The 22,912-nt window shown below is 43.2% G+C and carries 30 protein-coding genes; 21 read left to right on the forward strand and 9 right to left on the reverse strand.

Annotation, left to right across the window (positions count from 1 at the left end):
- The first annotated feature begins 43 nt into the window (after positions 1-43).
- From IC612_RS01405 to IC612_RS01445, 9 genes are all read left to right on the forward strand, one after another.
- Positions 44-751 (forward strand): SDR family oxidoreductase, encoded by a 708-nt coding sequence (locus IC612_RS01405; protein WP_194738375.1) that lies wholly within the window; start codon positions 44-46, stop codon positions 749-751.
- A 103-nt stretch (positions 752-854) separates the two neighbouring features.
- A complete protein-coding gene (locus IC612_RS01410) occupies positions 855-1,598 on the forward strand; it encodes an electron transfer flavoprotein subunit beta/FixA family protein (RefSeq protein WP_194738376.1) in 744 nt (247 codons plus the stop codon).
- 25 nt (positions 1,599-1,623) lie between these two features.
- On the forward strand, positions 1,624-2,571 hold the full coding sequence (locus tag IC612_RS01415) for an electron transfer flavoprotein subunit alpha/FixB family protein (protein ID WP_194738377.1): 948 nt from the start codon (positions 1,624-1,626) through the stop codon (positions 2,569-2,571).
- Between the two features lie 94 nt (positions 2,572-2,665).
- The gene (locus tag IC612_RS01420; RefSeq protein WP_194738378.1) at positions 2,666-2,941 is read left to right on the forward strand and encodes a cyclic nucleotide-binding domain-containing protein; all 276 of its coding nucleotides are present in this window, start codon (positions 2,666-2,668) and stop codon (positions 2,939-2,941) included.
- Positions 2,942-2,953: 12 nt separating this feature from the next.
- Complete coding sequence (locus IC612_RS01425; protein WP_194738379.1) at positions 2,954-3,244, forward strand: Crp/Fnr family transcriptional regulator; 291 nt, start codon at positions 2,954-2,956, stop codon at positions 3,242-3,244.
- Between the two features lie 54 nt (positions 3,245-3,298).
- Positions 3,299-3,643 carry a heme-binding protein gene (locus IC612_RS01430; RefSeq protein WP_194738380.1) on the forward strand — a complete coding sequence of 115 codons (345 nt, stop codon included), beginning with the start codon at positions 3,299-3,301 and terminating at the stop codon, positions 3,641-3,643.
- Positions 3,640-3,798 (forward strand): heme-binding protein, encoded by a 159-nt coding sequence (locus IC612_RS10045; RefSeq protein ID WP_262892244.1) that lies wholly within the window; start codon positions 3,640-3,642, stop codon positions 3,796-3,798. Before IC612_RS01430 ends, IC612_RS10045 begins: the two co-directional genes overlap by 4 nt.
- A 19-nt stretch (positions 3,799-3,817) precedes the next feature.
- Entirely contained in the window at positions 3,818-4,222 is a 405-nt protein-coding gene (gene uraH / locus IC612_RS01440; protein WP_194738381.1) for a hydroxyisourate hydrolase, read from the forward strand.
- Positions 4,223-4,303: 81 nt separating this feature from the next.
- The gene (locus IC612_RS01445; RefSeq protein WP_194738382.1) at positions 4,304-5,341 is read left to right on the forward strand and encodes a pseudouridine synthase; all 1,038 of its coding nucleotides are present in this window, start codon (positions 4,304-4,306) and stop codon (positions 5,339-5,341) included.
- A gap of 56 nt (positions 5,342-5,397) precedes the next feature.
- Here the strand turns inward: IC612_RS01445 and pncA are convergent, their stop codons facing one another.
- Complete coding sequence (gene pncA, locus IC612_RS01450) at positions 5,398-6,003, reverse strand: bifunctional nicotinamidase/pyrazinamidase (protein WP_194738383.1); 606 nt, start codon at positions 6,001-6,003, stop codon at positions 5,398-5,400.
- 159 nt (positions 6,004-6,162) lie between these two features.
- On the opposite strand from pncA, the gene IC612_RS01455 reads away from it, so the two are divergent.
- The 4 genes from IC612_RS01455 to IC612_RS01470 are packed head-to-tail and all read left to right on the forward strand — an operon-like array spanning position 6,163 to position 8,129.
- The gene (locus IC612_RS01455; RefSeq protein WP_194738384.1) at positions 6,163-6,699 is read left to right on the forward strand and encodes a YfiT family bacillithiol transferase; all 537 of its coding nucleotides are present in this window, start codon (positions 6,163-6,165) and stop codon (positions 6,697-6,699) included.
- Positions 6,693-7,157: a DUF1569 domain-containing protein gene (locus IC612_RS01460; RefSeq protein WP_228512820.1), complete on the forward strand. Its 465-nt coding sequence runs from the start codon at positions 6,693-6,695 to the stop codon at positions 7,155-7,157. Before IC612_RS01455 ends, IC612_RS01460 begins: the two co-directional genes overlap by 7 nt.
- Positions 7,154-7,540 (forward strand): bacillithiol system redox-active protein YtxJ, encoded by a 387-nt coding sequence (gene ytxJ, locus IC612_RS01465; protein WP_194738386.1) that lies wholly within the window; start codon positions 7,154-7,156, stop codon positions 7,538-7,540. The genes IC612_RS01460 and ytxJ overlap by 4 nt, the downstream gene beginning before the upstream one ends.
- A 4-nt stretch (positions 7,541-7,544) precedes the next feature.
- Positions 7,545-8,129 (forward strand): Crp/Fnr family transcriptional regulator, encoded by a 585-nt coding sequence (locus IC612_RS01470; RefSeq protein ID WP_194738387.1) that lies wholly within the window; start codon positions 7,545-7,547, stop codon positions 8,127-8,129.
- Between the two features lie 33 nt (positions 8,130-8,162).
- On the opposite strand, the gene IC612_RS01475 is transcribed toward IC612_RS01470, so the two are convergent.
- Positions 8,163-9,029, reverse strand: coding sequence for a sigma-70 family RNA polymerase sigma factor (locus IC612_RS01475; RefSeq protein ID WP_194738388.1), 867 nt, complete (start codon positions 9,027-9,029; stop codon positions 8,163-8,165).
- Between the two features lie 222 nt (positions 9,030-9,251).
- Between IC612_RS01475 and uvrA the strand changes: the two genes are divergently transcribed.
- From uvrA to IC612_RS01495, 4 genes are all read left to right on the forward strand, one after another.
- Positions 9,252-12,080 carry an excinuclease ABC subunit UvrA gene (gene uvrA / locus IC612_RS01480; protein ID WP_194738389.1) on the forward strand — a complete coding sequence of 943 codons (2,829 nt, stop codon included), beginning with the start codon at positions 9,252-9,254 and terminating at the stop codon, positions 12,078-12,080.
- A 172-nt stretch (positions 12,081-12,252) separates the two neighbouring features.
- On the forward strand, positions 12,253-12,660 hold the full coding sequence (locus tag IC612_RS01485) for a hypothetical protein (protein ID WP_194738390.1): 408 nt from the start codon (positions 12,253-12,255) through the stop codon (positions 12,658-12,660).
- 74 nt (positions 12,661-12,734) lie between these two features.
- Entirely contained in the window at positions 12,735-13,238 is a 504-nt protein-coding gene (locus IC612_RS01490) for a GNAT family N-acetyltransferase (protein ID WP_194738391.1), read from the forward strand.
- 77 nt (positions 13,239-13,315) lie between these two features.
- On the forward strand, positions 13,316-13,786 hold the full coding sequence (locus IC612_RS01495; protein WP_194738423.1) for a hypothetical protein: 471 nt from the start codon (positions 13,316-13,318) through the stop codon (positions 13,784-13,786).
- A 57-nt stretch (positions 13,787-13,843) separates the two neighbouring features.
- Here the strand turns inward: IC612_RS01495 and IC612_RS01500 are convergent, their stop codons facing one another.
- From IC612_RS01500 to IC612_RS01515, 4 genes are all read right to left on the reverse strand, one after another.
- Positions 13,844-14,092 carry a DUF6952 family protein gene (locus tag IC612_RS01500; RefSeq protein WP_194738392.1) on the reverse strand — a complete coding sequence of 83 codons (249 nt, stop codon included), beginning with the start codon at positions 14,090-14,092 and terminating at the stop codon, positions 13,844-13,846.
- 16 nt (positions 14,093-14,108) lie between these two features.
- A complete protein-coding gene (locus tag IC612_RS01505) occupies positions 14,109-14,417 on the reverse strand; it encodes a thioredoxin family protein (RefSeq protein ID WP_194738393.1) in 309 nt (102 codons plus the stop codon).
- 61 nt (positions 14,418-14,478) lie between these two features.
- Positions 14,479-15,111: a peroxiredoxin gene (locus tag IC612_RS01510; RefSeq protein ID WP_194738394.1), complete on the reverse strand. Its 633-nt coding sequence runs from the start codon at positions 15,109-15,111 to the stop codon at positions 14,479-14,481.
- A 121-nt stretch (positions 15,112-15,232) separates the two neighbouring features.
- Positions 15,233-16,432 carry a pyridoxal phosphate-dependent aminotransferase gene (locus IC612_RS01515; protein WP_194738395.1) on the reverse strand — a complete coding sequence of 400 codons (1,200 nt, stop codon included), beginning with the start codon at positions 16,430-16,432 and terminating at the stop codon, positions 15,233-15,235.
- Positions 16,433-16,537: 105 nt separating this feature from the next.
- On the opposite strand from IC612_RS01515, the gene IC612_RS01520 reads away from it, so the two are divergent.
- Positions 16,538-17,584: a threonine aldolase family protein gene (locus IC612_RS01520; RefSeq protein ID WP_194738396.1), complete on the forward strand. Its 1,047-nt coding sequence runs from the start codon at positions 16,538-16,540 to the stop codon at positions 17,582-17,584.
- Entirely contained in the window at positions 17,585-18,934 is a 1,350-nt protein-coding gene (locus IC612_RS01525) for a M28 family metallopeptidase (RefSeq protein ID WP_194738397.1), read from the forward strand.
- A 46-nt stretch (positions 18,935-18,980) separates the two neighbouring features.
- Here the strand turns inward: IC612_RS01525 and IC612_RS01530 are convergent, their stop codons facing one another.
- Positions 18,981-19,313, reverse strand: a complete 333-nt coding sequence (locus IC612_RS01530) for a hypothetical protein (protein WP_194738398.1) — start codon at positions 19,311-19,313, stop codon at positions 18,981-18,983.
- A 116-nt stretch (positions 19,314-19,429) separates the two neighbouring features.
- Here IC612_RS01530 and IC612_RS01535 point away from each other — a divergent pair, with 116 nt between their 5' ends.
- Positions 19,430-20,005, forward strand: coding sequence for a DNA-3-methyladenine glycosylase I (locus IC612_RS01535; protein WP_194738399.1), 576 nt, complete (start codon positions 19,430-19,432; stop codon positions 20,003-20,005).
- Between the two features lie 8 nt (positions 20,006-20,013).
- Here IC612_RS01535 and IC612_RS01540 read toward each other — a convergent pair whose 3' ends face one another.
- Together IC612_RS01540 and IC612_RS01545 are read right to left on the reverse strand one after the other, a co-directional pair.
- On the reverse strand, positions 20,014-20,868 hold the full coding sequence (locus IC612_RS01540) for a nucleoside phosphorylase (RefSeq protein ID WP_194738400.1): 855 nt from the start codon (positions 20,866-20,868) through the stop codon (positions 20,014-20,016).
- A gap of 69 nt (positions 20,869-20,937) precedes the next feature.
- Positions 20,938-21,261, reverse strand: a complete 324-nt coding sequence (locus IC612_RS01545; RefSeq protein ID WP_194738401.1) for a translation initiation factor — start codon at positions 21,259-21,261, stop codon at positions 20,938-20,940.
- 105 nt (positions 21,262-21,366) lie between these two features.
- Between IC612_RS01545 and gpmI the strand changes: the two genes are divergently transcribed.
- Positions 21,367-22,896, forward strand: coding sequence for a 2,3-bisphosphoglycerate-independent phosphoglycerate mutase (gene gpmI, locus IC612_RS01550; RefSeq protein WP_194738402.1), 1,530 nt, complete (start codon positions 21,367-21,369; stop codon positions 22,894-22,896).
- Positions 22,897-22,912: the final 16 nt, after the last annotated feature.

The following is a 22,912-nucleotide window of genomic DNA, read 5'->3' on the forward strand; positions in this document are numbered from 1 at the left end:
TCAGCGCCTCCCCTAAGGAGGCGTTTTTTCGTATTTTTAAGGAATGGAAAATAAAGTAATTTATATCACAGGAGGTACCAAGGGTATAGGGCTTGGTATCGCCGAAACTCTTTTAAAGAACGGATACCGCGTGGCTGTTAGCTCCCGTAAGGCAGAGGACGTGCAACGTGCCGAGGTGGAACTCTCACGTCTCTCCCCGGATGTGCTGGCTTTTACCAGCGATGTTAGGAATTTCAACAGCGAGAAAGAAGCCATTGATAAAATTTCGGAGCGTTTCGGTCGCCTCGACGTAGTAATTGCCAATGCAGGCATGGGGGTATTCAAACCCGTAGATGAACTTTCGCTCGAGGAATGGAACAGTATGATTGAAACCAATCTTACCGGAGTATTTCATACACTAAAAGCCTCGGTGGATTTGTTGAAGAAGTCACAGGGACTCTATATAACCATATCAAGCCTTGCGGGAACGAACTTCTTCGAGAATGGAACAGGGTACAATGCTTCGAAGTTTGGAGTCGTAGGTTTTACACAAGCCGCTATGCTAGACCTTCGAAAATTTGGTATTCGGGCACTGACCATCATGCCAGGCTCGGTTTCCAGCCACTTCAATGGCAACGATCCTTCTGAGAAGGACTTGTGGAAGCTGCAACCGGAGGATCTGGGAGAGCTCATTGCAGATATTTTAAAAATGAACGTGCGCGTTTTACCAAGTAAGATCGAAATACGTCCAAGCAGACCGGATCAGAAATAGGACTTTTCTAACATAATGCATTGAATAATAATTGCTTATAATATTATGCATGCATAATATATTTTTTATTATTTTAGCCAGAACGTAAAAACATACCGTACACATGAAAATATTAGTTTGTATAAGTAGTGTTCCTGATACTACCTCTAAAATCAACTTTACATCGGACAAAGCGGCGTTGGACAAAAGCGGGATTCAGTGGGTGATTAATCCACTGGACGAATTCGCTTTATCAAAAGCAATCCAACTTCAGGCTTCGCAGGGAGCAACTGTTACGGTGATCAATGTAGGAACCGACTCGGAGCCGGTTATAAGAAAAGCTCTTGCGACGGGTGCCAACGATGCCGTACGCGTTAATTTGGACCCAAAGGATAGTTTCTCAACTGCAAAGCAGATTGCTGCAGTGGCAAAGGAGCATGGGTTTGACCTTGTGCTTTGTGGTAAGGAATCCATAGATTATAATGGAGGAGCCGTTCCGGGAATGGTTGCTCAATTACTAGGAGTACCTTTTGTCAATGCCGCGGTTGGTCTTGACATCACCGAAGGATCGGCTACAGCGGTAAGAGAAATTGAGGGAGGAAAGGAAACGATCTCCGTGCAACTTCCTGCCGTAATAGCAGGGCAGAAAGGATTGGTGGATGAAAAAGATGTAATTATCCCTAATATCCGTGGGATTATGACCGCGCGCTCCAAGCCACTAAACGTAGTGGAACCTTCAGAAGCTGAGGCAAAGGTGTCGGCCGTATCTTTTGAGAGTGTGCCACCACGTGCTCAGGTGAAGATGGTAGATGCACAGAATCTAGACGAGTTAGTTAGACTTTTAAACCAGGAGGCTAAAGTCATTTAATTTTAATTACTAAGCAGAAAAAGTTATGGCAGTATTTGTATACGCAGAAAACATAAACGGATCGTATAAGAAAGCGGCTTTTGAGGCTGTATCTTACGCTAAGGAAATTGCAGACCAACTACAAGACACAGTGACTGCACTAGCGGTGAATCCGACCGACCCAGCAGATAAGCTCTACGGGTATGGTGCAACTAAAGTGGTGAACATCCAGGATGAACACCTCAAGTCTTTCAGTGCCCGAGCCTACGCTAAGGCGCTAGGGGAAATTGCCGATGGAAATATTGTAGTATTCCCGCATACTACCGATGCCTCCTCAATTGCTCCAATGTTTGCAGTAGAAAATGGGTACGCTCTTATCACAAATGTACTAGAAGCTCCATCTTCCACAGCGCCCGTTACGGTGAAAAGAAAAGCTTTCTCGGGAAAAGGTTTTATGAATGCGCAGGCAGAAGGTGACAAAGTAGTCTTGACCGTCTCACAAAATGCTTTTGGAACCAAAGAGAATCGAGTGGATGGATCCGAAGAAACCCGTGCTATGAGCATCGCGAATGAAGATACTAAAGTGCTCTCGCACGAACAGTCTTCTGGCAAACTCGACTTGAAGGAAGCCGAAATTGTTGTCTCAGCTGGTAGAGGTATGAAAGGACCGGAGAACTGGGGTATGATTGAAGAACTTGCTGAAGTATTAGGGGCTGCTACTGCATGTTCCAAACCGGTGTCGGATATCGGATGGAGACCACATAGTGAGCATGTGGGGCAAACCGGAAAAGCCATAGCTCCAAATCTTTATATTGCAGTGGGAATTTCTGGAGCAATCCAGCACTTAGCTGGTGTGAATTCTTCAAAAACCATTGTAGTTATTAACAATGATCCAGAAGCACCTTTTTTCAAGTCTGCAGACTACGGCGTGGTTGGAGATGCTTTGGAAATTGTTCCAAAATTAACGGAAAAGATAAAGGCTTTAAAAGGCTAATCGAATTTACCCGCTATAATTATTTTCCGGCATAGATGATCTCTGCCGGATTTTTTTTATCTTATTCCAGCCACTCTTTTATTGAGATACAACTATGGATGCCCTTTTCTCTCTAGAGCAGTTTTTTTGTTCGCGGGGAATGCCCGTCCCGCATTTTAACGAGTGTATTGCTCCATTATTCACGCTCCTTAACGTTCAGAAGGGTACACAACTAGTGACTCCATTTGAAAAATGCCAGCATTATTATTTCATTGAGCAAGGCGTCCTCCGCATTTTTAACTTAAGCCATTCGGGAGAAGAAATATGCCGTTATTTTGCCTTTGAGAACATGTTCATTACCGCCTTGCCTGCCTTTATTGAAAACCGGTAAGCTGAGGAGTATTTGGAAGCTATCGAAGAAAGCAGTTTGCTACAAATTAAGCGCAATGATTTTCACGACCTTGTGAAGAACGATCCGTTCTTTCCAAAGCTGTACAGGGAGAAATTGGAAGAAGGTTTCACAAATCCACAGCGCCGGATTTACAGCTTCCAAGGCGAAGACACGAAGGAGAAACTTCTATGGTTAAAGAAAAACCGAGCGGAACTTCTAGAACGAATTACAGGAAAAATGCTCGCTTCCTATCTTGGTATTTCTCCCTCCACTCTTAGCCGATTAAAAAAAGACTGGGATTGATTTAGATCAATTTCTGCTTCTGGTTTTTGGTGTACTTTTGTACAAAGTATCGTAATGAATATAATTAAAGTATACTTACCAACTTTTCTATTTCTTATCAGTACGTGGAGCTTTGCTCAAAAGGGTTCGGAGAATTCCTCTGTGCGCACAATATCTAATCTAACCTCTAAGGGTGCTTTGCAAGTAGCAGAACATACCATACAAAATGCTGCATTACAAGGTAAAACTATCACTGTGGTTGTAGTGGATGCCTCAGGTACTGTAATTGTGGTAATTAAGGGCGATGGAGTAGGACCGCATAATACGCAGGCCTCAGAGAAGAAAACCTTACCCCTTTATCAACCAAAACTGCGACGCTTACCCTTCTTAGAAGAGCACAGCAGCATAGTGACACGATGAATCTAAATACCATCGAGTCATTGCTACTTCTTGCCGGAGGTCAGCCATTGTACTATGAGGGTGCACTGGTGGGCGCCATTGGAATCTCGGGCGCTGGTCCGGAATTGGACCAGGCACTAGCAGAGCAGGCAAATACATTTCTAACAAATCTATAAATCATCAATACCAAAACTTATGAAAAAAGTATTTTTTATCTTACTATTGGCTTTTGCCACCTCGCTGCATTACGGGCAGAATACCTACCAACTCTCTAGCCACATTTTGGACATAAGCACCGGTACAGGGGCTGCGGGAGTAGAAATCCAGTTGGAAAAGTTTCACAGCGCATCAAAATCCTGGGAGACCCTTGATAAAAAAAGGACGGATTCCAACGGAAGAATAAAGGATTTTCTGCCCAAGCAAAAAAACAATGACGGAATTTACAAACTTGTTTATTGGACAGCGCCGTACTTTGCCTCTAAAAACCAAAAAAGCTTCTATCCTTTCATTGAAGTAGTTTTTGAAATTTCAGACCAGACCCATTACCATGTTCCAATAACGCTTTCTCCGTTCGGTTATTCGACCTACCGAGGTAACTAAAGCATGGGTTTATAATGGCGCATTTGTAGCTCTAAGCATTTGTGGAATTTATTTGACTATCTTTGCAAAAATTAAAGTACAATGAGCCGAGACCCAAAGAAATACAGTAAACCTGGTAAGGATGCTTTTAAAGCGCCAGCTAAAAAAGACTCCGCTTCTCGCGTCTCAAAGCCGGAAAAAGTCAGAGAGCCTCGTCTTCTTTCCCCTGGCGAAGCCAAGGCATTTGAGAAGAAGTTTAAAAAACCGGGGGCAAAAAAAACCTACAGTAGTTTTGACAGCCGGGAGAAATACGAAAAAGGAGATCTCAAATACAAGAAAAAACCGTTCGGTCGAGATTCTGAAAGAGAAGACCGCAACCGCAATTTCGTGCAGCAGCGTCGACTGAAAAAGATCGAGAAAGATATTCAAAAAGATACAATTCGACTAAACAAGTACATTGCTAATTCCGGTATTTGCAGCCGTCGTGAAGCCGATGAGCTAATCACACAAGGCCTGGTTCAGGTTAATGGTAAAGTGGTAACCGAGATGGGGTACCAAGTACAAAAAACCGACCGTGTGATTTTTGATGGACAGAACATCACGCCGGAAAAACCGGTCTATGTAATCCTAAACAAACCTAAGGGCTATATCTCTACCACTAAAGACGAGAAGGCACGCAAGACCGTGATGGATCTTGTAGCCAATGCCTCTCCGTACCGCTTGTTTCCAGTGGGAAGACTCGACCGCACCACCACAGGAGTAATACTTCTTACCAATGATGGTCACCTGACAAAAAAGCTGACGCATCCTTCCTTTGGTGTGCGTAAAATATACCACGTAACTCTGGACCGTAAACTTTCTCCGGATGATCTAAAAACGATTTCTGAAGGCATTCGCCTGGACGAAGGTATCGCGGAGGTAGATAGTATTTCCTACATTGAGGGGAAACCAAAGAACGAGATAGGTATCGAACTTCATATTGGATGGAACCGTGTGGTGCGTAGGATATTTCAAAAGCTTGGTTATGAGGTGGAGACTCTCGATAGAGTAATGTTTGCTGGTCTTACCAAGAAAAATGTCAAAAGAGGCCACTGGAGAATACTCACAGAATTGGAGGTCAACAATCTTAAGATGCTTTAACGGCAGCAAAAAAACCGAACCACGCGTTCGGTTTTTTTATGCATACAGAGTCCGTACTAACCCAAAAAGGTGACGCCTTTTTCAAGCATCTGATAAATGGCATCCCTTCCATTGTGGGGCTGCACATTTACCGCTCTGGTACCTTGAAAATGCACGCAGGTGATATACCCAAGATCCTGAGCGTCCAAAGCAGTAAACTTCACGCAGTAGTCTAAAGCCAGACCACAAATCTCTACAAGTTCTATTTCATGAAACCGAAGGTAATCGTCCAGATCGGTTTTGTGCCTTTTATTGTTATCCCAAAATCCACTGTAGCTATCCACATTCATTTGGGTACCTTTCTGAACGATGTGGTGGACTTTCTCTAGGTTTAGATCTTCGTGGAATTCTGCTCCAATGCTGCCTTGTACGCAATGGTCTGGCCACATGAACTGAGCATTCCCCTCCAGGTCAATCGTATCACCTATTTGGGCTCTATTTGAGGAAGCAAAGCTTTTATGTCCCGCTGGATGGAAATCCTGCGTGAGGATTATCTGATCGTAGCTGTTCTCCTGCATAAGTAAATTGATATAAGGAATGATCTGATTGGCCTGAGGAACCTCTAAGGATCCACCTTGACAGAAATCATTCTGTACGTCGACAATTATCAGTGCTTTTTTCATGCGCGCATGCTCTATTAAGGTTGATGAAATTTTTAAAATATAATTAATCCCGTGCAAACTGTAAGGAGGCTTACTTAGGATAAAGTAAATTTACAAATAAGGCGCCAGTAGCCAAATTCAGGCCAACATGTCAAGAAAATTTTATAACGAGAAACAAATATGACTCCTATACCAGACAAACGCTATCCTATAGGCCCCTACGTGGAGCCGAAAGAAATAAGTGACATCGATACCGACCACCATATCAACACCATCAAGGAATTTTATCCGCGGCTAAAAGCTCTGGTGAGTGAACTCGACGACTTCCAATTGGACACTCCTTATAGAGAAGGGGGTTGGACGGTGCGCCAGCTGGTAAATCACCTTGCCGATTGCCACATGGCAAAATACCTTAATTTCAAGATGGCCCTGACGGAGGAAAATCCTCAAATCCGTAGTTTCTGTCAAAGCTCTTGGGCAGAACTTCAGGATAGTTTCTCCATTGATATTAAACCGGCCCTACAGATTATCAAAGGGCTGCACAAACGGTGGGTGTACGAATTAAAATCACTTACTAACAGGGAGCTGGAGATGACCTTCCATGATGTGGAGCAAAATCGGGATATACCGCTTAGGCACGGTCTAAGCTATTGTGCTTGGCACTGCCACCACCATCTAGCCCATATCCAAAATCTTTGTATTGAGAAAGGATGGTGAAGAGAAAGTCTATTCTCAGTAACAATGATTTAATGGAGTTAAAAAAACGGATCCACACTCTAACGCCAGAAAGTGCGAAAAAGTGGGGAAAGATGAACAGTAGCCAGATGCTTAGGCACTGTAGAAAAATCATCGATATTTCCTGTGGGGATATTATACTACCTAAAATCCATCCATTACTAAAGGTGATTGGAATTATAACCAAGTACGAAATGTATATCTTTGGAAATGGAATACCCCGTTCGATGCCGACATTCAAGGAGGTCGTGGTAACTGAACGGTGTAATTTTGAAAAGTCCAAAGTTGAATTGATAGAAGCCTTGGACCGTTGCGTGGAGAAAGCACGCTGCAAGCAACTGCTCTACGAGCATGCGCTGTTTGGAAGGATGAGTTCTAAACGCTGGGGCTATATGCACTATAAACATCTAAATCACCATCTAAAACAATTCGGAGTATGAGTTTCTTTTCTAATATTTTTTCATCCTCGAAGCAGGAACCAAATGACGATTCAGGAACGTTTTGGAATAAAATGTGTTCGACCCAGGACCTACAGGAGGCCGTAGAGGCTTCTCATAGCCAAACGGTTGTTATATTTAAACATTCCACCCGGTGCTTTATTAGCAAAACCGTGCTGCGTCAATTTGAAAACCAGGTAAAAAATAGTCAGAGTGATGCACGCTTTTACTATCTGGATTTGCTTGCATGCAGGGATCTTTCCAATCTTATTGCAAGTAAATTTGCGGTTACCCATCAAAGTCCGCAGTTATTGGTACTAAAGCAAGGGAAGGTTGCGCGTCATGCGTCACATCAGGACATTTCCTTATCTTTGGTGGAGAACTAACTCCATGGAAACAAACATTGCAAAATACCTTTCCAAAGTGCTGGAAATACCCTCTGAGGCAGTTTCTCAGTGCGGAAGTATGTATACTTTAAAACACGTGGCCAAGGGAGAAATGCTTCTTCAAGCGGGAGAAATTTGTAAGCATACCTATTTTGTAGAGGCCGGCCTACTTAGAATGTACTCGATAGACCGGGCAGGAAAAGAGCATATCATTCAATTTGCTCCCGAAACTTGGCTTATCTCGGACCGAAGTTCCTTGTATTTCAATGAAAAATCCAATTATTATATTGATGCCACAGAGGATTCTCAAGTCCTGGCACTCAGCCCCGATTTTTTCTCTAACTTAAAGGTCCAGTTTCCGGGAACGATTACAAGCAACGATCTGCTGCTTCAAAAGCATATACGCGGACTGCAGAACCGGATTAATTCCCTTCTCGCAGAAACAGCCCAGGAACGGTATTTGAACTTTATTAAAATGTATCCTAACATAATGCAGCGCGTACCCCAGTGGATGGTGGCTTCCTACTTGGGAATAACCCCAGAGAGTTTAAGTAGAGTTCGAAAGGAGATAGTAAACAAAAAGTCATAAAAAAAGGCAGATTCAGTGGAATCTGCCTTTGTGTTATTTTCCTAAATAGGATTTCAGAATTTTGCTTCTGGTATTGTGCTTGAGCCTTTTAATGGCTTTTTCCTTGATCTGGCGAACACGCTCGCGTGTAAGGTCAAAAGTTTCTCCTATTTCTTCCAATGTCATAGGGTGTTTCCCGTTCAGACCAAAATAAAGTCTAACTAGATCGGCTTCCCGCGGAGTAAGGGTCTGCAGTGCTCTCTCGATCTCTATCTGTAGGGACTCCAGCATTAGATCCTTATCGGGACTTGGGGATTCTCCCGAACGAAGTACATCGTAAAGGTTACTGTCTTCACCTTCCACAAGGGGAGCATCCATAGAGAGATGTCTACCACTGTTTTTCATAGATTCCTTGATGTCTTCTTCACTCATATCGAGCACTTCTGCAAGTTCTTCAGGAGAAGGTGGTCTTTCGTTTTCCTGTTCAAGGTGGGCGTAGGCCTTATTAATTTTATTGATGGAGCCAATCTTGTTTAAAGGCAGACGAACGATACGGGACTGTTCTGCCAGTGCCTGGAGAATACTTTGACGAATCCACCACACCGCGTAGGATATAAACTTGAATCCGCGGGTCTCGTCATACCTTTTAGCCGCCTTCATAAGACCTAAATTCCCCTCATTAATTAAATCGGGAAGGGACAGTCCCTGGTTCTGATATTGCTTGGAAACCGATACCACAAACCGTAGATTCGCTTTGATAAGCTTCTCCAATGCCGCCCGGTCTCCGGCTCTAATCCTCTGGGCCAATTCCACCTCTTCGTCTGCGGTGATAAGTTCCACTTTTCCAATCTCTTGTAGGTATTTATCCAAAGAGGCCGTTTCTCTATTGGTAACCTGTTTTGTTATTTTTAGCTGTCTCATTTTATTTCTCTCGGCCTGCAAAAATGCACAGGCTCTAATTAATTATACGTTGGAAGTTGCGAAAAGGTTACATCTTTTTTGCTTTTTGTGTTAAAATTCCACCGCATAGTATTTTTACTACAAATCAATGCTATCGGGCAAGCAGCCTTTAAGAAGCTTACTCCGTTATTTTTACGTAATTTTGCGTACTTGAAAAAACACCCTTCACATCCAGTGTTGCCCATGAGTGATTCTAAAGAATATATTGAGATTTACGGTGCCCGGGAGCACAACCTTAAAAACATCGACGTGAAGATTCCACGTAATGAGCTGGTAGTAATTACTGGTTTGTCAGGCAGTGGTAAAAGTTCATTGGCTTTCGATACCATATTTGCAGAAGGTCAGCGTCGTTACATTGAGACCTTTTCTGCCTACGCAAGGCAATTCCTTGGAGGTTTGGAGCGTCCCGATGTCGATAAGATCGAAGGCCTGTCCCCCGTAATTGCCATTGAACAGAAGACCACTAACAAAAATCCTCGGTCCACCGTGGGAACCGTTACAGAGCTGTACGATTTCCTACGGCTTCTGTATGCTCGGGTATCCGATGCGTATTCGCTTTCCACAGGAAAGAAATTGGTAAGCTACTCCGAGCAGCAGATACTAGATACGATCGTAGAGAATTACCAAGGGCAAAAACTCATGCTTCTGGCTCCAGTTGTACGAAGCCGAAAAGGACACTACCACGAACTTTTTATGCAGCTGGCAAAGAAAGGATATGCACAGGCCAGGATCGATGGAGAGCTACGCGATATCGAATACGATTTAAAACTCGACCGCTATAAAACGCACGACATAGATATAGTTATCGACCGATGGATCGTGGGAGAAAAGGCAACAGAGCTTCGAATGGAGAGTTCCTTGCGAACTGCAATGGAGATGGGAGAGGGAATCATTGGAATACAGATCCTGGGTGAATCGCAGGTGCACTATTTTTCTAAGAACCTAATGGACGACGATACGGGCGCGTCTCTGCAGCTTCCAGAACCCAACACATTTTCATTCAATTCCCCGAAAGGATCATGTCCTACATGCAAGGGCCTGGGGAGCGTCAAGAAGATTAACACGGATTATTTTGTTGAAAATCCCAAACTCTCTATCTCTGCCGGAGCACTACTACCTTTGGAAGACATTAAAAGCAATAAATGGATCGTAAGCCAGATCAAAAATATTCTAGAACTTCATGGCCATGAGCTTTCAACTCCATTCAAGGATTTATCCAAGGAAGCTATCCAGCATATTTATTTCGGTCTTACCAAGGAAGTTAGCAAAGATTTAAAATATGCAGGGATTACCAAAAAGATCAAGGTCAATTTTGAGGGACTGGTATCGTATATCGAGACCATTATAGACGATAAGGAGAGCTACGATGCTACATTACTCGAGAGACACTTTACCACAGAGGAAACGTGTCCTTCCTGCCAGGGAACCCGACTGCAGAGCGAAAGTCTTAGTTTTAAGATAGACGGCAAGAACATAGCCGAAATCGCAGCTCTTTCTCTGGGCGATCTTAAAGCCTGGCTGGCCGTGGTAGAATCTACATTTAGTGAGAAAAACAAAGTAGTTGCGCATGAGATTCTAAAAGAGATTCAAACCCGCCTGGAGTTTCTTCTAGATGTTGGGCTGGAATACTTAAGTCTCTCCAGAAGCTCGCGAACCCTATCCGGTGGAGAAAGCCAGCGTATCCGTCTGGCGACCCAAATTGGATCCCAACTCGTAAATGTACTCTACATTCTGGATGAGCCAAGTATTGGTCTGCACCAACGGGATAACGAACGTTTGATAAACTCTCTAAAGCATCTAAGAGACCTAGGGAATTCCGTCTTGGTAGTGGAACACGATAAAGATATGATACTTGAGGCCGACCATGTACTCGACATTGGACCACGAGCAGGAAAATTTGGCGGAGAAATTCTATGGCAGGGCACGCCCAAAGAGCTACTTAACGCAGATACCATCACGGCAGCATATCTCAATGGTACTAAAAAAATAGAAATTCCTAAGGAGCGCAGAGAAGGCAATGGAAAGAAGATTGTCTTGAAGGGAGCTACAGGTAACAACCTAAAAAATGTGACAATAGAGATACCTCTGGGAAAATTAGTGGTGGTTAGTGGTATTTCTGGGAGCGGAAAGTCCTCCCTTATCAACGGAACGTTATACCCGATCCTTAACCGTCATTTCTACCGCAGTGTACAGGAACCTTTACCCTATAAGAGTATCGAGGGAATTGAACATATTGATAAGATAGTAGATGTCGACCAGGCACCTATTGGCCGTACGCCGCGCTCTAACCCAGCAACCTACACGGGGATGTTCGCCGATATCCGAAATCTATTTGCCGAACTCCCTGAAAGTAAAATCAGGGGTTATAAGCCTGGGCGTTTTTCCTTTAATGTTAAAGGAGGGCGCTGCGAGACTTGCCAAGGTGCGGGCCTGAAAGTAATAGAGATGAATTTCCTTCCCGACGTGTATGTACACTGCGAGACCTGCAACGGGAAACGCTTTAATAGGGAGACTTTGGAAGTTCGTTACAAAGGAAAGTCCATTTCGGATATACTCGAGATGACCATTGAGGAGGCAGTAGGTTTTTTCCAGCCCATTCCAAAAATATTCTCGAAGGTCAAGACTCTGTATGATGTAGGACTAGGATACATCACGTTAGGCCAGCAGTCCACCACTTTATCAGGAGGCGAAGCGCAGCGAATAAAATTAGCCACCGAACTCTCCAAAAGACAAACTGGCAACACCCTCTACATTCTGGACGAACCCACTACTGGACTTCATTTTGAGGACGTAAAAATTCTGATGGACGCCATAGCAAAACTGGTGGATCTGGGCAACTCCTTTATTATTATTGAGCACAATATGGATGTAATAAAACTAGCGGACCATATCATTGATGTGGGACCCGAGGGAGGAAAACACGGTGGTGAAATCATTGCCACAGGAACACCGGAACAGCTAATTAAGAGTAGAAAATCCCTAACGGCCAAGTTTCTTAAAAAGGAGATGTAACATTATGTTCATATATAATGCATTTAAAAGTCCGGACAGAATATCCGGACTTTTGCATTTTAAATGGGATCTATCTACACCATATACTGAAAATTTAACATTGGAATTATTGATTATTTGTTACATTTGTATTACGCAAATGTGAACGGAATATTAACAGAATACCATTGATATGAAAAACACCACCTTAAAAATAGTATTTACTACCATTGGGATTGCCTTAGCTAGTGTGACTACTCTCGTGAAAGCTCAGACCCAAACACCATCCAATCAGATTCAAACCGTGGAAGTCAGCCCTAACGACGGTTTTCAGTCTCTTCGTACAACACTGTATGATCGATTTGACTTTACCGCCGCTGAATACAGGGAAGGTAAAATTCAGAGCGAACTGTCCTTTGAAGTACTTCCTTCCGGAGCTTTAGACTTAGTAGAAGGCAAGAGCGAATGTCCAGAGGTACGTAGGGAGCTACTTTCTATACTAAAAGAAGTAAATTTTACTCTGGACCCGGCCTCCATAAAGAACCACCAGAAAGAAACAGTCTATTCCATGCCGATTACACTTTTGATTTCCAATAGGTAAAGTAGAAAAATCTTACGATCTAAAACCACGTCCAAAAGACGTGGTTTCTTTATTTTTGTACAATATTTAGCTATATGACTGAAGAATTTTACGAAATACGACCTATGAGAGATGAAGACGGTCCGAGGATACTGGAAATCTTTGCACAAGGAATAAAGACCAAACAGGCAACTTTTGATTCTGAGGTTCCCAGCTGGGAGCAGTGGGATACAACCCACCATAGGTTTGGCAGAGTGGTGCTTCTGAACGTTAGCGATACTGTGCTAGGCTGGGCCGCCATAAAACCTACCAGTAACAGAGCGTGTTTTTCCGGTGTGGCGGAAGTGAGTATTTATCTGGATACTAATTATCTGGGTAGGGGAATTGGGAAAATTCTCCTTAAGAAATTAATATTGGAAAGTGAATCCAACGGAATTTGGACGCTACAGTCGGGAATATTTCCAGAAAATAAAGCATCCCTGGCTCTGCATGAAAAATGTGGATTCCGTGTAGTAGGCACCCGCTCCAAGGTAGGTAAGATGGAGGGGAAATGGCGCGATATTGTACTGCTGGAAAAAAGAAGTGATATAATCTTTTAGTAAAATATTATAAGATTTTATCATACTTGGCATAAACATTGGAAATACTATTTCATTAGTAATTAAATTATATCAAAATGAAAAATGTATTGAAATTATTCTTAGCTGGAGGATTAGCACTTACAATGGCTTCCTGTGGCTCTGCCGACCCATACTATGGAAACCGCTATCCTAATACAGGATATCCTTCGGGAGGAACTGTGTATAGAACACCAGACGGACAAGTATACCGCCAAGGCGATGTCTACAGGGACCGTAGAGGCGATGTGTACCGAAACGGAAGAATCCTTGAGAGAACAGGTGTTTTAAACCGACCAGGCATCCTTTCACGTGGCGGAACCTACGGTCAATCAGGAAAGATTCCTCCTGGACAAGCTAAAAAGATTTACGGCGGACATGCCAGAGACTACGCGCATGGTCAACAAAAGAAAAGACAGAACGGATACTATAGCAAGGACCGTCGCTACCAAGACCAGTACAAAGGAAAAAAAGGAAAAAAAGGTAAAGGATACGACAAAAGAAAGAATGACGACCGTTGGGACGATTAATAACGAAAAATTCCGGATGATACATCCGGAATTTTTATTTTTAGTTTGTGCCTAACCTTATTTGTCTATCGAGCCCATTACCTTTTGCGCAAAACCATTAAGGGCATCTTTTTCACTTTGCCCTGAAGCTACGCTTTGGTGTACTTCCAAAGCTCCGCAAATATTGGTGATCAGCTCACCTGCAACGTCCAGGTCCGTCTCCGAGGCGCCTCGGAACTCGGTAAAACTTTCCAGTACTTCCAGTGCCTTTTCTAGGTTTTCCACCGACTGATTTTGATAAAATTGTCTAATTACGGGTAGTTTCATGGAGTAATTTATTTAGTTATGCTAATTTTGAAAACAATTCATTAAGGCTCTCTGCCTTGTTGGTTTGTACCTGGTCCACCAGCTCGCCATTCTTGAATATAGCAAACGTGGGTAGGTTATCTACCTTGGCTAGTTTACGGCTTTCCGGGAGTTTCTCTGCATCTACATAATAAAATTCCACATCGCTATTTTCCGACGCAAGCTTTTTAAACTTAGGCTTCATAATACGGCAGTTTCCACACCATGTTGCTCCGTATTGCACAACTACTTTATCGGATTCTTTGACTAGATTCGCCAGTGTATCTTCATTTAGTTCGGTATACATATCATTCTGATTTATTGATTAAAAAAAAGGGGTGAGAAAATACCCACCCCAAAAATAATTCTTAGTGAGTGGACAAATAATCGGCAACACCTTTTCTATCGGCGCTCATTGCCTCTTTACCTTCTTCCCAGTTTGCAGGGCAAACCTCGCCGTGCTTCTGCACATGGGTATAGGCATCAATAAGTCTCAAGAACTCGGCTACATTTCTTCCTAGTGGCATATCGTTTACTGCTTCATGGAAGATCTTTCCTGTTTCATCAATAAGATAGGTAGCACGGTAGGTAACATTCGATCCAGAGAACGTTTCATTTCCTTCTTCATCGTACTCAAAATCTTGATCTACTATTCCAAGTGTGTTGGCAAGTTGACGGTGGGTATCTGCAAGGATAGGGTAGGTAACTCCTTCGATTCCTCCGTTGTCCTTCGGTGTATTCAGCCATGCGAAATGCACTTCATTGGTGTCGCATGATGCCCCGATCACTTTAGTATTTCTTTTCTCAAATTCTCCAAGTGCTTCCTGAAAGGCATGAAGTTCGGTAGGACATACAAAGGTAAAATCCTTTGGATACCAGAACAAAAGTACTTTTTGATGATTGGAGGTTGCCTCTTCTAACACATTGATTCTTAAATCATCACCCATTTCTGACATGGCGTCTACAGTGATGTTTGGGAATTTTTTTCCTACTAATGACATAGCTATACGTTGTTTAATATTTTCAGGTACAAAAGTACACACTTTTTGTCTATTAAAAAACCTATAGCAATTTATAGTATCTATGGAGCTGATCGGCTTTAATCCCCCCTTATCTATCACATTACTGGATTAAGGCCGTAGAAAGGAAAGCAGAAATACGTCCCATGGCAGTGCGCAGATCTGTTTCACTTGCGGCGTAGGAAAACCGGATACACTCTGGTGAACCAAAGGACAATCCTCCCACACAGCCCACGTGCGCTTCCTCCAGCAGAAGCATAGCGAAATCGTCCGAAGTATTTATAGCTCTTCCGTTAATAGTTTTCCCTAAGTAATAAGAAATATCGGGATAGAAATAAAATGCAGATTTTGGAAGTAGCACTTTAAAACCAGGTAACTCGCTCATAAGTGAGAATACTAAGTCGCGTCTTTTTCTAAACTCTTCTACCATATACCGGTAGTGCGAAGCATCCTTTTCAAGAGCAGCAATAGCAGCCTGCTGTGCAACGGTATTGGCTCCGCTGGTGACCTGGCCCTGGACTTTCTCGCAAGCATTAGCCAGCCACAAAGGTGCAGCGCTGTATCCAATCCTCCATCCGGTCATCGCAAACCCCTTGGACATTCCATTCACAACCGCTACCTGCTCATACACCTCTGGGAAGGACGCTATAGACTTATGGGAAGTTTCGTAGTTGATATATTCATAAATCTCATCGGATATAACGGTGAGATGTGGAAACTTAGCCACGACCTCTGCCAAAGCACGTAGTTCTTCACGGGTATAGTAACTTCCGGAAGGATTGCAAGGAGAACTGTATAAAAGCACCTTAGTTCTAGGAGTGATTGCAAGTTGCAACTGCTCTGCCGTCATCTTAAAGTCATCCTCCAGACGGGTTTGTATCACCACAGAGGTTCCTCCGGCCATTTTCACCATTTCGTTATAGCTCACCCAATAAGGCGCCGGTAAAATAACCTCGTCTCCGGGATTTATTAGTGCAGTAAGGAGATTGGAAATTGCTTGCTTGGCACCATTAGTAACACAGATTTGCTGCGGAGCATATTCAAGACCATTGTCCCGCTTTAATTTATGTGCTATGGCTTTTCGAAGTTCTATGAATCCAGGTACCGGCGAATAATGACTGAAATTATTATCGATGGCCTCATGGGCAGCTTTCTTTATATGATCAGGGACGTCAAAATCCGGCTCTCCCAATGTTAAACTCACCACATCAATTCCTTGGGCTTTTAATTCACGTACTTTGTTTGACATTACAAAGGTTTGCGAAAAACTCATTTCTTGAATTTTTTGGGAAAGTTCTCTCATAGCTATATTTGATGGTCGTTTACGGCAAATATAGCAACAATAATGTTTCGTTGGAGTCTAAACTATTTACTAAATTTACCTGGCTACTATAGCAATTAGAATCCCATGCATACTACTCAATCAGCAAAATACTCCTTTAAAAACGACTACAGTGAGGGCGCACACCCTCGGATATTAGAAGCGCTGCTTCGTTCCAATACCTTACAAGAACCGGGATACGGATTGGACAAGCACAGTACCAATGCCAGGAATTTAATCCGAGAGCGGGTCGGGGACCAGAGTGCAGAGGTGTATTTTCTATCGGGTGGAACGCAGGTCAACCTCACCGTAATTTCGTCCCTGTTGAAAGGCTACCAAAGTGTGATTTCGGCGGACACGGGACATATATGCACTAACGAGACGGGAGCAATAGAAGCTACTGGATTTAAAATTCACGGCATAAAGACTCCTGAGGGCAAACTTCGCCCCGAAGACATTGGACCCGTGCTAGATACCCACACCAACATACCGCATCAAATCCAACCCAAACTAGTGTATATATCCAATTCTACAGAGTTGGGAACCCATTACAGTAAAGAGGAACTCTACAATCTTTATACTTTCTGTAAAGCAAAGGGCCTTATCTTGTTTATGGACGGTGCACGCCTAGGCCACGGTTTAATGGCTACCGCGGGCACCCTTACATTAAAGGATATATACCAATATACCGACGTCTTCTACCTGGGAGGCACAAAAAACGGTGCATTGCTGGGAGAAGCGGTAGTTTTTTCTTCTATTGAGCTTGCTGAAGGGTTTGCCTTCTACATGAAACAACGGGGAGGACTCCTAGCCAAAGGACGTATTTTGGGAATACAGTTTGAGGAATTGCTCGGTGACAACCTCTATTTTGAATTGGCGCAATATGCCAATGCAATGGCGCAGCGTATTGGAGATGCGTTCGTGAAAAAAGGCTTTCGTATGCTGGTAGTCACACGTACCAATCAGATCTTTCCTATTTTAAGCTGCAGCCAAATAGAGCTACTGGAGAAGCATTACGATTTCTACCGCTGGCAAAAAATCGATGAAAACCACTACGCCATACGACTCATTACCTCTTGGGCAACACCGGTCTTGGTAGTAGACGAATTAATTGAAAAAATACATACTCTATAAATGAAACACCTGAATTTTTTACTGCCGGGCGCATTGTTTTTAGCCTCGGTCCTCTCTGGGCAGAGCACATTTCCCAAGGACCCTGCAATTCAGTCCTATGTGGACAAAGTGCATCAGGATTCCTTAAAAGCACATATTGAAAAACTAGTGTCGTTTGGTACCCGCCACACACTTAGTTCCACTACTGACACCCAAAGAGGAATTGGCGCTGCAAGGCAATGGGTGCTTTCCAAGTTCCATAACTATGCAAAGAATTCTAGCGGACGTATGGAAGTGTTTTTGCAGAGCAAACAGCTAGTCTCAGACGGTAAACGTATAAACCGAACCACCGATCTGGGTAATGCAGTAGCAGTCCTTAAAGGTACAGACCCTTTAGACAAACGAGTGTTTATCATTGGAGGGCATTTGGACTCCCGAGTGTCCGATGTTATGGATGCTCATTCCGATGCGCCAGGAGCCAACGACGACGGAAGTGGGGTAGGAGCTGTTTTGGAAGCCGCAAGAGTACTTTCCTCAGCGCGTTTTCCAGCAACCATCGTCTTTGTAGCTTTTTCTGGTGAGGAACAGGGACTTTTAGGAGCACATTCGCTCGTGGAATATGCAAAAAAGAATAATTGGCATATTGAAGGCGTCTTGAATAACGATATGATTGGAAATGCCGTGGCAAGTGAAACCAATGAGTACAACGCCCATCAAGTGCGTATCTTTAGTGAAGGATTACCGTACTATGAACTTGACAAAAAAGCTTCACGAATACGTAGTTTGGGATTGGAAAACGATGGTATATCCAGGCAGCTAGCACGAAGAATTAAGCAGGCTGAAGTTTATGTAGACCATTTGGAAGTAAAGCTAAATTATAGGAACGACCGTTTTCTCCGTGGAGGGGATCATACCGCATTTGTTATGGCTGGTTACCCAGGAGTTCGTATTACGGAATTCAATGAAAATTATAACCACCAACACCAGGACCTTCGCACATCCAATGGCATTGAATACGGAGACAAAATTGAGTTTATGGATTTTCTTTACTACAGAAAAAACACTCAACTTAATATCGCGGCTTTAGCCAGTATGGCCAAAGCCCCCGCACGTCCAGAGAATGTGCAGATGCCGGTAAGTGAACTAACCAACACTACCACCCTTCGTTGGTCCGCGCCCCAATCGGGAAAAGCCGCAGGATATAGAGTACTAATGCGCGAGACGGATCAATCCAACTGGCAAAAAAGCTATTATACAAGCGAGCTTCAACTGACTCTTCCCTATTCGAAAGATAATTATTTTTTTGCGGTGCAAAGTGTAGACTCGCATGGTAACAGCAGTATTGCGGTGATCCCCGAGGTAACCAGATAAAAAAAGACCGGTTAAACCGGTCTTTAGAGAAGAATATGTATGGAAATTAGTTTGTTGATTTTTTCCACTCTGTTTTAACATCTTCTGCTGCATCTCTGGTTGCATTAGAAGCATCGTGTGCTGCATCCTTAGTGTTGTCCCAAGCATCATCTGCAAAATCTTTAGTATTTTCCCATGCATTGGAAACTGCATCTTTTGTATCTTCCCATGCTTCAGAAACATTAGCTTTTGCACGCTCGTACCAGCCTTCCATAGTTGGTTCCTGGTTGTTTCTACGGGATTCACGAATATAATCCTTCGCCCTATCGGCGTATTCATTAACAGTCCATTTTGCTTCATTAACTGCATTTTCTGCTCTGTTGTAATCACGATTGTCCATAATGTAAATTTTTTAAAATTAATATTTTTGATGTGCTATGAGAGGTACAAAGCCTGTACCCTATGCCCGTTAAAGGGTTGTTAAGATGGTAATATTGAAAGAATAAAAACCTAATTATGCAAGATGCTATAAAAAGATGTCCCTGGAGTGAAAAGGACCAGTTGTACAGGGATTACCACGACAACGAATGGGGTAGACCAGTCTACGACGACATGGTGCTTTTCGAGTTTCTGATTTTGGAGAGCTTCCAAGCAGGATTGAGCTGGCATACCATACTAAAGAAAAGGGAGAACTTTAGAGAAGCTTTTGACGATTTCAGTTACGAACGCATAGCTCATTACCAAGAAGATAAGATCCAGAAATTAATGCTAAATGCAGGTATAATTCGAAACCAGCTAAAAATCCGTGCCGCCGTAACCAACGCGCAGCGCTTCTTAGAAGTGCGAGAGCAGTATGGGACGTTCTGCGATTATATTTGGAATTTTGTAGGGGGGCAGCCCATTGTAAACGCTCCTAAAACTTTAAGTGAAATACCAGCCACTACAGAGCTCTCCGATCTCCTAGCAGCCGATTTGAAGAAAAAGGGATTTAAGTTTATGGGCTCCACAGTGGTGTATGCCCATATGCAAGCTACAGGCATGGTTTGGGACCACCTTGTGGATTGCCACTGTTCAGCAAGTATAGAAGTATAACTAGTCGGCTATTTAATTATACGCTCCAATACCCAGGAAATCATCTTTTTCTCCGAAGCGTGGTGGTCACTGGAGAATTCACCACGTCTGCGGTTTGCAATAACGTTGTTTACAGTGATTGCCTTATGCCCTAAAAGATGGGAGAGGGCATAGATAGCAGATGTCTCCATTTCAAAATTGGATACCCCGAGGCTATTTAGCGTCTCTAGGAAACGATCGTCCACCGAGCGAAGTCTTAGCTCTCTTCCCTGAGGAGCATAAAAACCCGGAAAGGTCGCAGTATTTCCATGATACGTAGCGTCCGAGTAATAGGCCTTCATCGAAGAATCGCCTTGCGCGAAATAGAGCATGCTGCGGATTTTCTCATAAGGAAATCCTTCCAAAAAAGAACGTGAGAACGCATTCTCAAACTGGTAGTCCGAGTAAAAATGCATCAGACCGTCCAGTCCTACCACATTTTCACTCACGAGCATATTATCTACTTCAATCTCTGGATTCACTGATCCACAGGTCCCGATTCTAAATAGCTCTAAAGAAGTATGCTGGTCTTTAATAACTTTATTCCTTAAATCAATATTTACCAGAGCATCCAGCTCATTCATAACAATGTCAATATTCTCGGTGCCGATACCAGAGGACATTACAGTTATACGCTCACCACGTAGTATACCAGTATGGGTGTAGAATTCCCTTTTGTTTTTTCTGACTTCTATCTTATCAAAGAAAGCCGATACTTTTTCCACACGGTCTGGATCACCTACTAAAATGATCTTATGGGCGATATCCTCGGGATGGAGATTTAAATGGTATACACTTCCATCTGGGTTAAGTACCAGCTCAGATGCAGCGAGATGCGTTTTCATAAATATTCTATTATAAATTAAAAAACCCTTCTAAAGTGAAGGGATTCATTTGATAGAGGGAGCCCTATACTACCCACCAACCCTTTTGGTGGAATATCCCATAGATTTTAAGATTTCCATTACCTTATCACGGTTGTCACCCTGTATTAGTATTACTCCGTCTTTTTCACTTCCTCCCAATGCCAGCTTGGTTTTGATCTGCTTGGAAAGCGTTTTAAGTTGTTGGTCGGTACCTTCGAATCCTTCAATCAATGTGACGGGTTTTCCATTGCGACCTTTCTTCTCAAACTTGCAAACCAAAGGACCCACCTGCTTGAATTCCTCTTTAGGAACTTCGTATTCCTGCTCAATATGGTCGGGAAAAAGTTTACTTAGTTGGTCGCGCAAATCCATGGTTCAAAAGTACTAATTATCTCTGAATGGAAACATAAATCAGTATTGGAAAAAGTCTATTTCCGTTTAAAATGGGTAAATTTGTATTTCTAAATCAGTAAAACTATGTCAAAAAAAGCACTATTAGCTATTCTGGACGGTTGGGGGCTGGGAGAGGATCCTAAAGCGTCGGCCATTGCGCAGGCTAACACACCGTTTATGGACCGCGTCATGCGGGAATTCCCTAACTCCAAACTCGAGGCCAGTGGCCTTGCGGTGGGTTTGCCAGTAGGTCAGATGGGAAATTCTGAAGTGGGACATATGAATTTAGGAGCAGGGCGCGTGGTGTTTCAAAATTTGGTGAAACTCAATATGGCGGTAGAAAATGCTACGCTTGGCAAAGAGAATGTGATTACACAGGCTTTTGAGTACGCAAAACTCAATCATAAAAAAGTGCATTTTATTGGTTTGGTTTCGGACGGTGGAGTGCATTCCCACATAAACCATCTGAAAGGACTGCTTTCTGCAGCGCACGAATACGGAATCTCTGACCGAACCTACGTACATGCCTTTACCGATGGAAGGGATTGTGATCCCCATTCGGGAAAAGGGTTTATCGAGGATCTTTTGTACCATATGAAATTAACAGGCGGACATCTTGCCTCGGTTATTGGCCGCTACTATGCTATGGATAGAGATCGCCGCTGGGAACGTATAAAACTGGCCTACGATGCTATGGTGCATGGGGTAGGTGACAAAACCCACAACGTTTTAAAGACCATTGAGGACTCGTATAAGAACGGTATAACTGATGAATTTATAGAGCCAATCATCAACTGCAAGGACAACAATCTTCCAATGGCCCGCATTGAAGAGGAAGATGTGGTATTCTGCTTTAACTTCAGGACCGACAGAGGAAGAGAAATCACCGAGGCCCTATCACAACGAAGCTTCGAGGAGTATGCAATGTACAAGTTGGACCTCTATTATGTTACTCTTACAAACTATGATAAGGATTTCAACAACGTCAAAGTAGTATTTGATGAGGAGGTACTCACCGGAACTTTGGGGGAAATATTAGAACGCCACGGAAAAAGTCAAATACGCGTAGCAGAAACCGAAAAATATCCACACGTTACTTTTTTCTTTTCGGGAGGAAGAGAGGATGTCTTCCTTAATGAGAGAAGAATACTCTGCCCTAGTCCGAAGGATGTACCTACATACGATTTTAAACCAGAAATGTCTGCCTTTGAAATCACCGAAAACATCGTTCCGGAAATTATTGCAGAATCTGCGGATTTCATCTGTTTGAATTTTGCTAATGCCGATATGGTGGGGCATACTGGAGTCTTTGAGGCCGCGGTGAAGGCCGCCGAGACGGTGGATCAATGTATCGAAAAGGTTGCTACAGCAGCCTATGAGCACGGCTACACGGTCTTTATCCTTGCAGACCACGGTAACAGCGATGTCATGATTAACCCGGACGGATCGCCAAACACGCAGCATTCAACCAACCTGGTACCACTAGTTGTTATGGATAAAGAGCGCATCTGGAGTGTGAAGGATGGAAAACTAGGCGATGTGGCACCCTCCATCCTAAAGGCAATGGAAATACCGCTACCTGAAGAGATGACAGGGGAAGTGCTAATAAAATAGACCACTTTAATTTAAT

The organism is Planobacterium oryzisoli (assembly GCF_015354315.1).
Taxonomy (GTDB): domain Bacteria; phylum Bacteroidota; class Bacteroidia; order Flavobacteriales; family Weeksellaceae; genus Planobacterium_A; species Planobacterium_A oryzisoli.

Coding starts and splice junctions, on each gene's coding strand:
- IC612_RS01405 (WP_194738375.1), top strand. CDS start 44: ATGGAAAATAAAGTAATTTATATCACAGGAGGTACCAAGGGTATAGGG.
- IC612_RS01410 (WP_194738376.1), top strand. CDS start 855: ATGAAAATATTAGTTTGTATAAGTAGTGTTCCTGATACTACCTCTAAA.
- IC612_RS01415 (WP_194738377.1), top strand. CDS start 1,624: ATGGCAGTATTTGTATACGCAGAAAACATAAACGGATCGTATAAGAAA.
- IC612_RS01420 (WP_194738378.1), top strand. CDS start 2,666: ATGGATGCCCTTTTCTCTCTAGAGCAGTTTTTTTGTTCGCGGGGAATG.
- IC612_RS01430 (WP_194738380.1), top strand. CDS start 3,299: ATGAATATAATTAAAGTATACTTACCAACTTTTCTATTTCTTATCAGT.
- IC612_RS10045 (WP_262892244.1), top strand. CDS start 3,640: ATGAATCTAAATACCATCGAGTCATTGCTACTTCTTGCCGGAGGTCAG.
- uraH (WP_194738381.1), top strand. CDS start 3,818: ATGAAAAAAGTATTTTTTATCTTACTATTGGCTTTTGCCACCTCGCTG.
- IC612_RS01445 (WP_194738382.1), top strand. CDS start 4,304: ATGAGCCGAGACCCAAAGAAATACAGTAAACCTGGTAAGGATGCTTTT.
- pncA (WP_194738383.1), bottom strand. CDS start 6,003: ATGAAAAAAGCACTGATAATTGTCGACGTACAGAATGATTTCTGTCAA.
- IC612_RS01455 (WP_194738384.1), top strand. CDS start 6,163: ATGACTCCTATACCAGACAAACGCTATCCTATAGGCCCCTACGTGGAG.
- IC612_RS01460 (WP_228512820.1), top strand. CDS start 6,693: ATGGTGAAGAGAAAGTCTATTCTCAGTAACAATGATTTAATGGAGTTA.
- ytxJ (WP_194738386.1), top strand. CDS start 7,154: ATGAGTTTCTTTTCTAATATTTTTTCATCCTCGAAGCAGGAACCAAAT.
- IC612_RS01470 (WP_194738387.1), top strand. CDS start 7,545: ATGGAAACAAACATTGCAAAATACCTTTCCAAAGTGCTGGAAATACCC.
- IC612_RS01475 (WP_194738388.1), bottom strand. CDS start 9,029: ATGAGACAGCTAAAAATAACAAAACAGGTTACCAATAGAGAAACGGCC.
- uvrA (WP_194738389.1), top strand. CDS start 9,252: ATGAGTGATTCTAAAGAATATATTGAGATTTACGGTGCCCGGGAGCAC.
- IC612_RS01485 (WP_194738390.1), top strand. CDS start 12,253: ATGAAAAACACCACCTTAAAAATAGTATTTACTACCATTGGGATTGCC.
- IC612_RS01490 (WP_194738391.1), top strand. CDS start 12,735: ATGACTGAAGAATTTTACGAAATACGACCTATGAGAGATGAAGACGGT.
- IC612_RS01495 (WP_194738423.1), top strand. CDS start 13,316: ATGAAAAATGTATTGAAATTATTCTTAGCTGGAGGATTAGCACTTACA.
- IC612_RS01500 (WP_194738392.1), bottom strand. CDS start 14,092: ATGAAACTACCCGTAATTAGACAATTTTATCAAAATCAGTCGGTGGAA.
- IC612_RS01505 (WP_194738393.1), bottom strand. CDS start 14,417: ATGTATACCGAACTAAATGAAGATACACTGGCGAATCTAGTCAAAGAA.
- IC612_RS01510 (WP_194738394.1), bottom strand. CDS start 15,111: ATGTCATTAGTAGGAAAAAAATTCCCAAACATCACTGTAGACGCCATG.
- IC612_RS01515 (WP_194738395.1), bottom strand. CDS start 16,432: ATGAGAGAACTTTCCCAAAAAATTCAAGAAATGAGTTTTTCGCAAACC.
- IC612_RS01520 (WP_194738396.1), top strand. CDS start 16,538: ATGCATACTACTCAATCAGCAAAATACTCCTTTAAAAACGACTACAGT.
- IC612_RS01525 (WP_194738397.1), top strand. CDS start 17,585: ATGAAACACCTGAATTTTTTACTGCCGGGCGCATTGTTTTTAGCCTCG.
- IC612_RS01530 (WP_194738398.1), bottom strand. CDS start 19,313: ATGGACAATCGTGATTACAACAGAGCAGAAAATGCAGTTAATGAAGCA.
- IC612_RS01535 (WP_194738399.1), top strand. CDS start 19,430: ATGCAAGATGCTATAAAAAGATGTCCCTGGAGTGAAAAGGACCAGTTG.
- IC612_RS01540 (WP_194738400.1), bottom strand. CDS start 20,868: ATGAAAACGCATCTCGCTGCATCTGAGCTGGTACTTAACCCAGATGGA.
- IC612_RS01545 (WP_194738401.1), bottom strand. CDS start 21,261: ATGGATTTGCGCGACCAACTAAGTAAACTTTTTCCCGACCATATTGAG.
- gpmI (WP_194738402.1), top strand. CDS start 21,367: ATGTCAAAAAAAGCACTATTAGCTATTCTGGACGGTTGGGGGCTGGGA.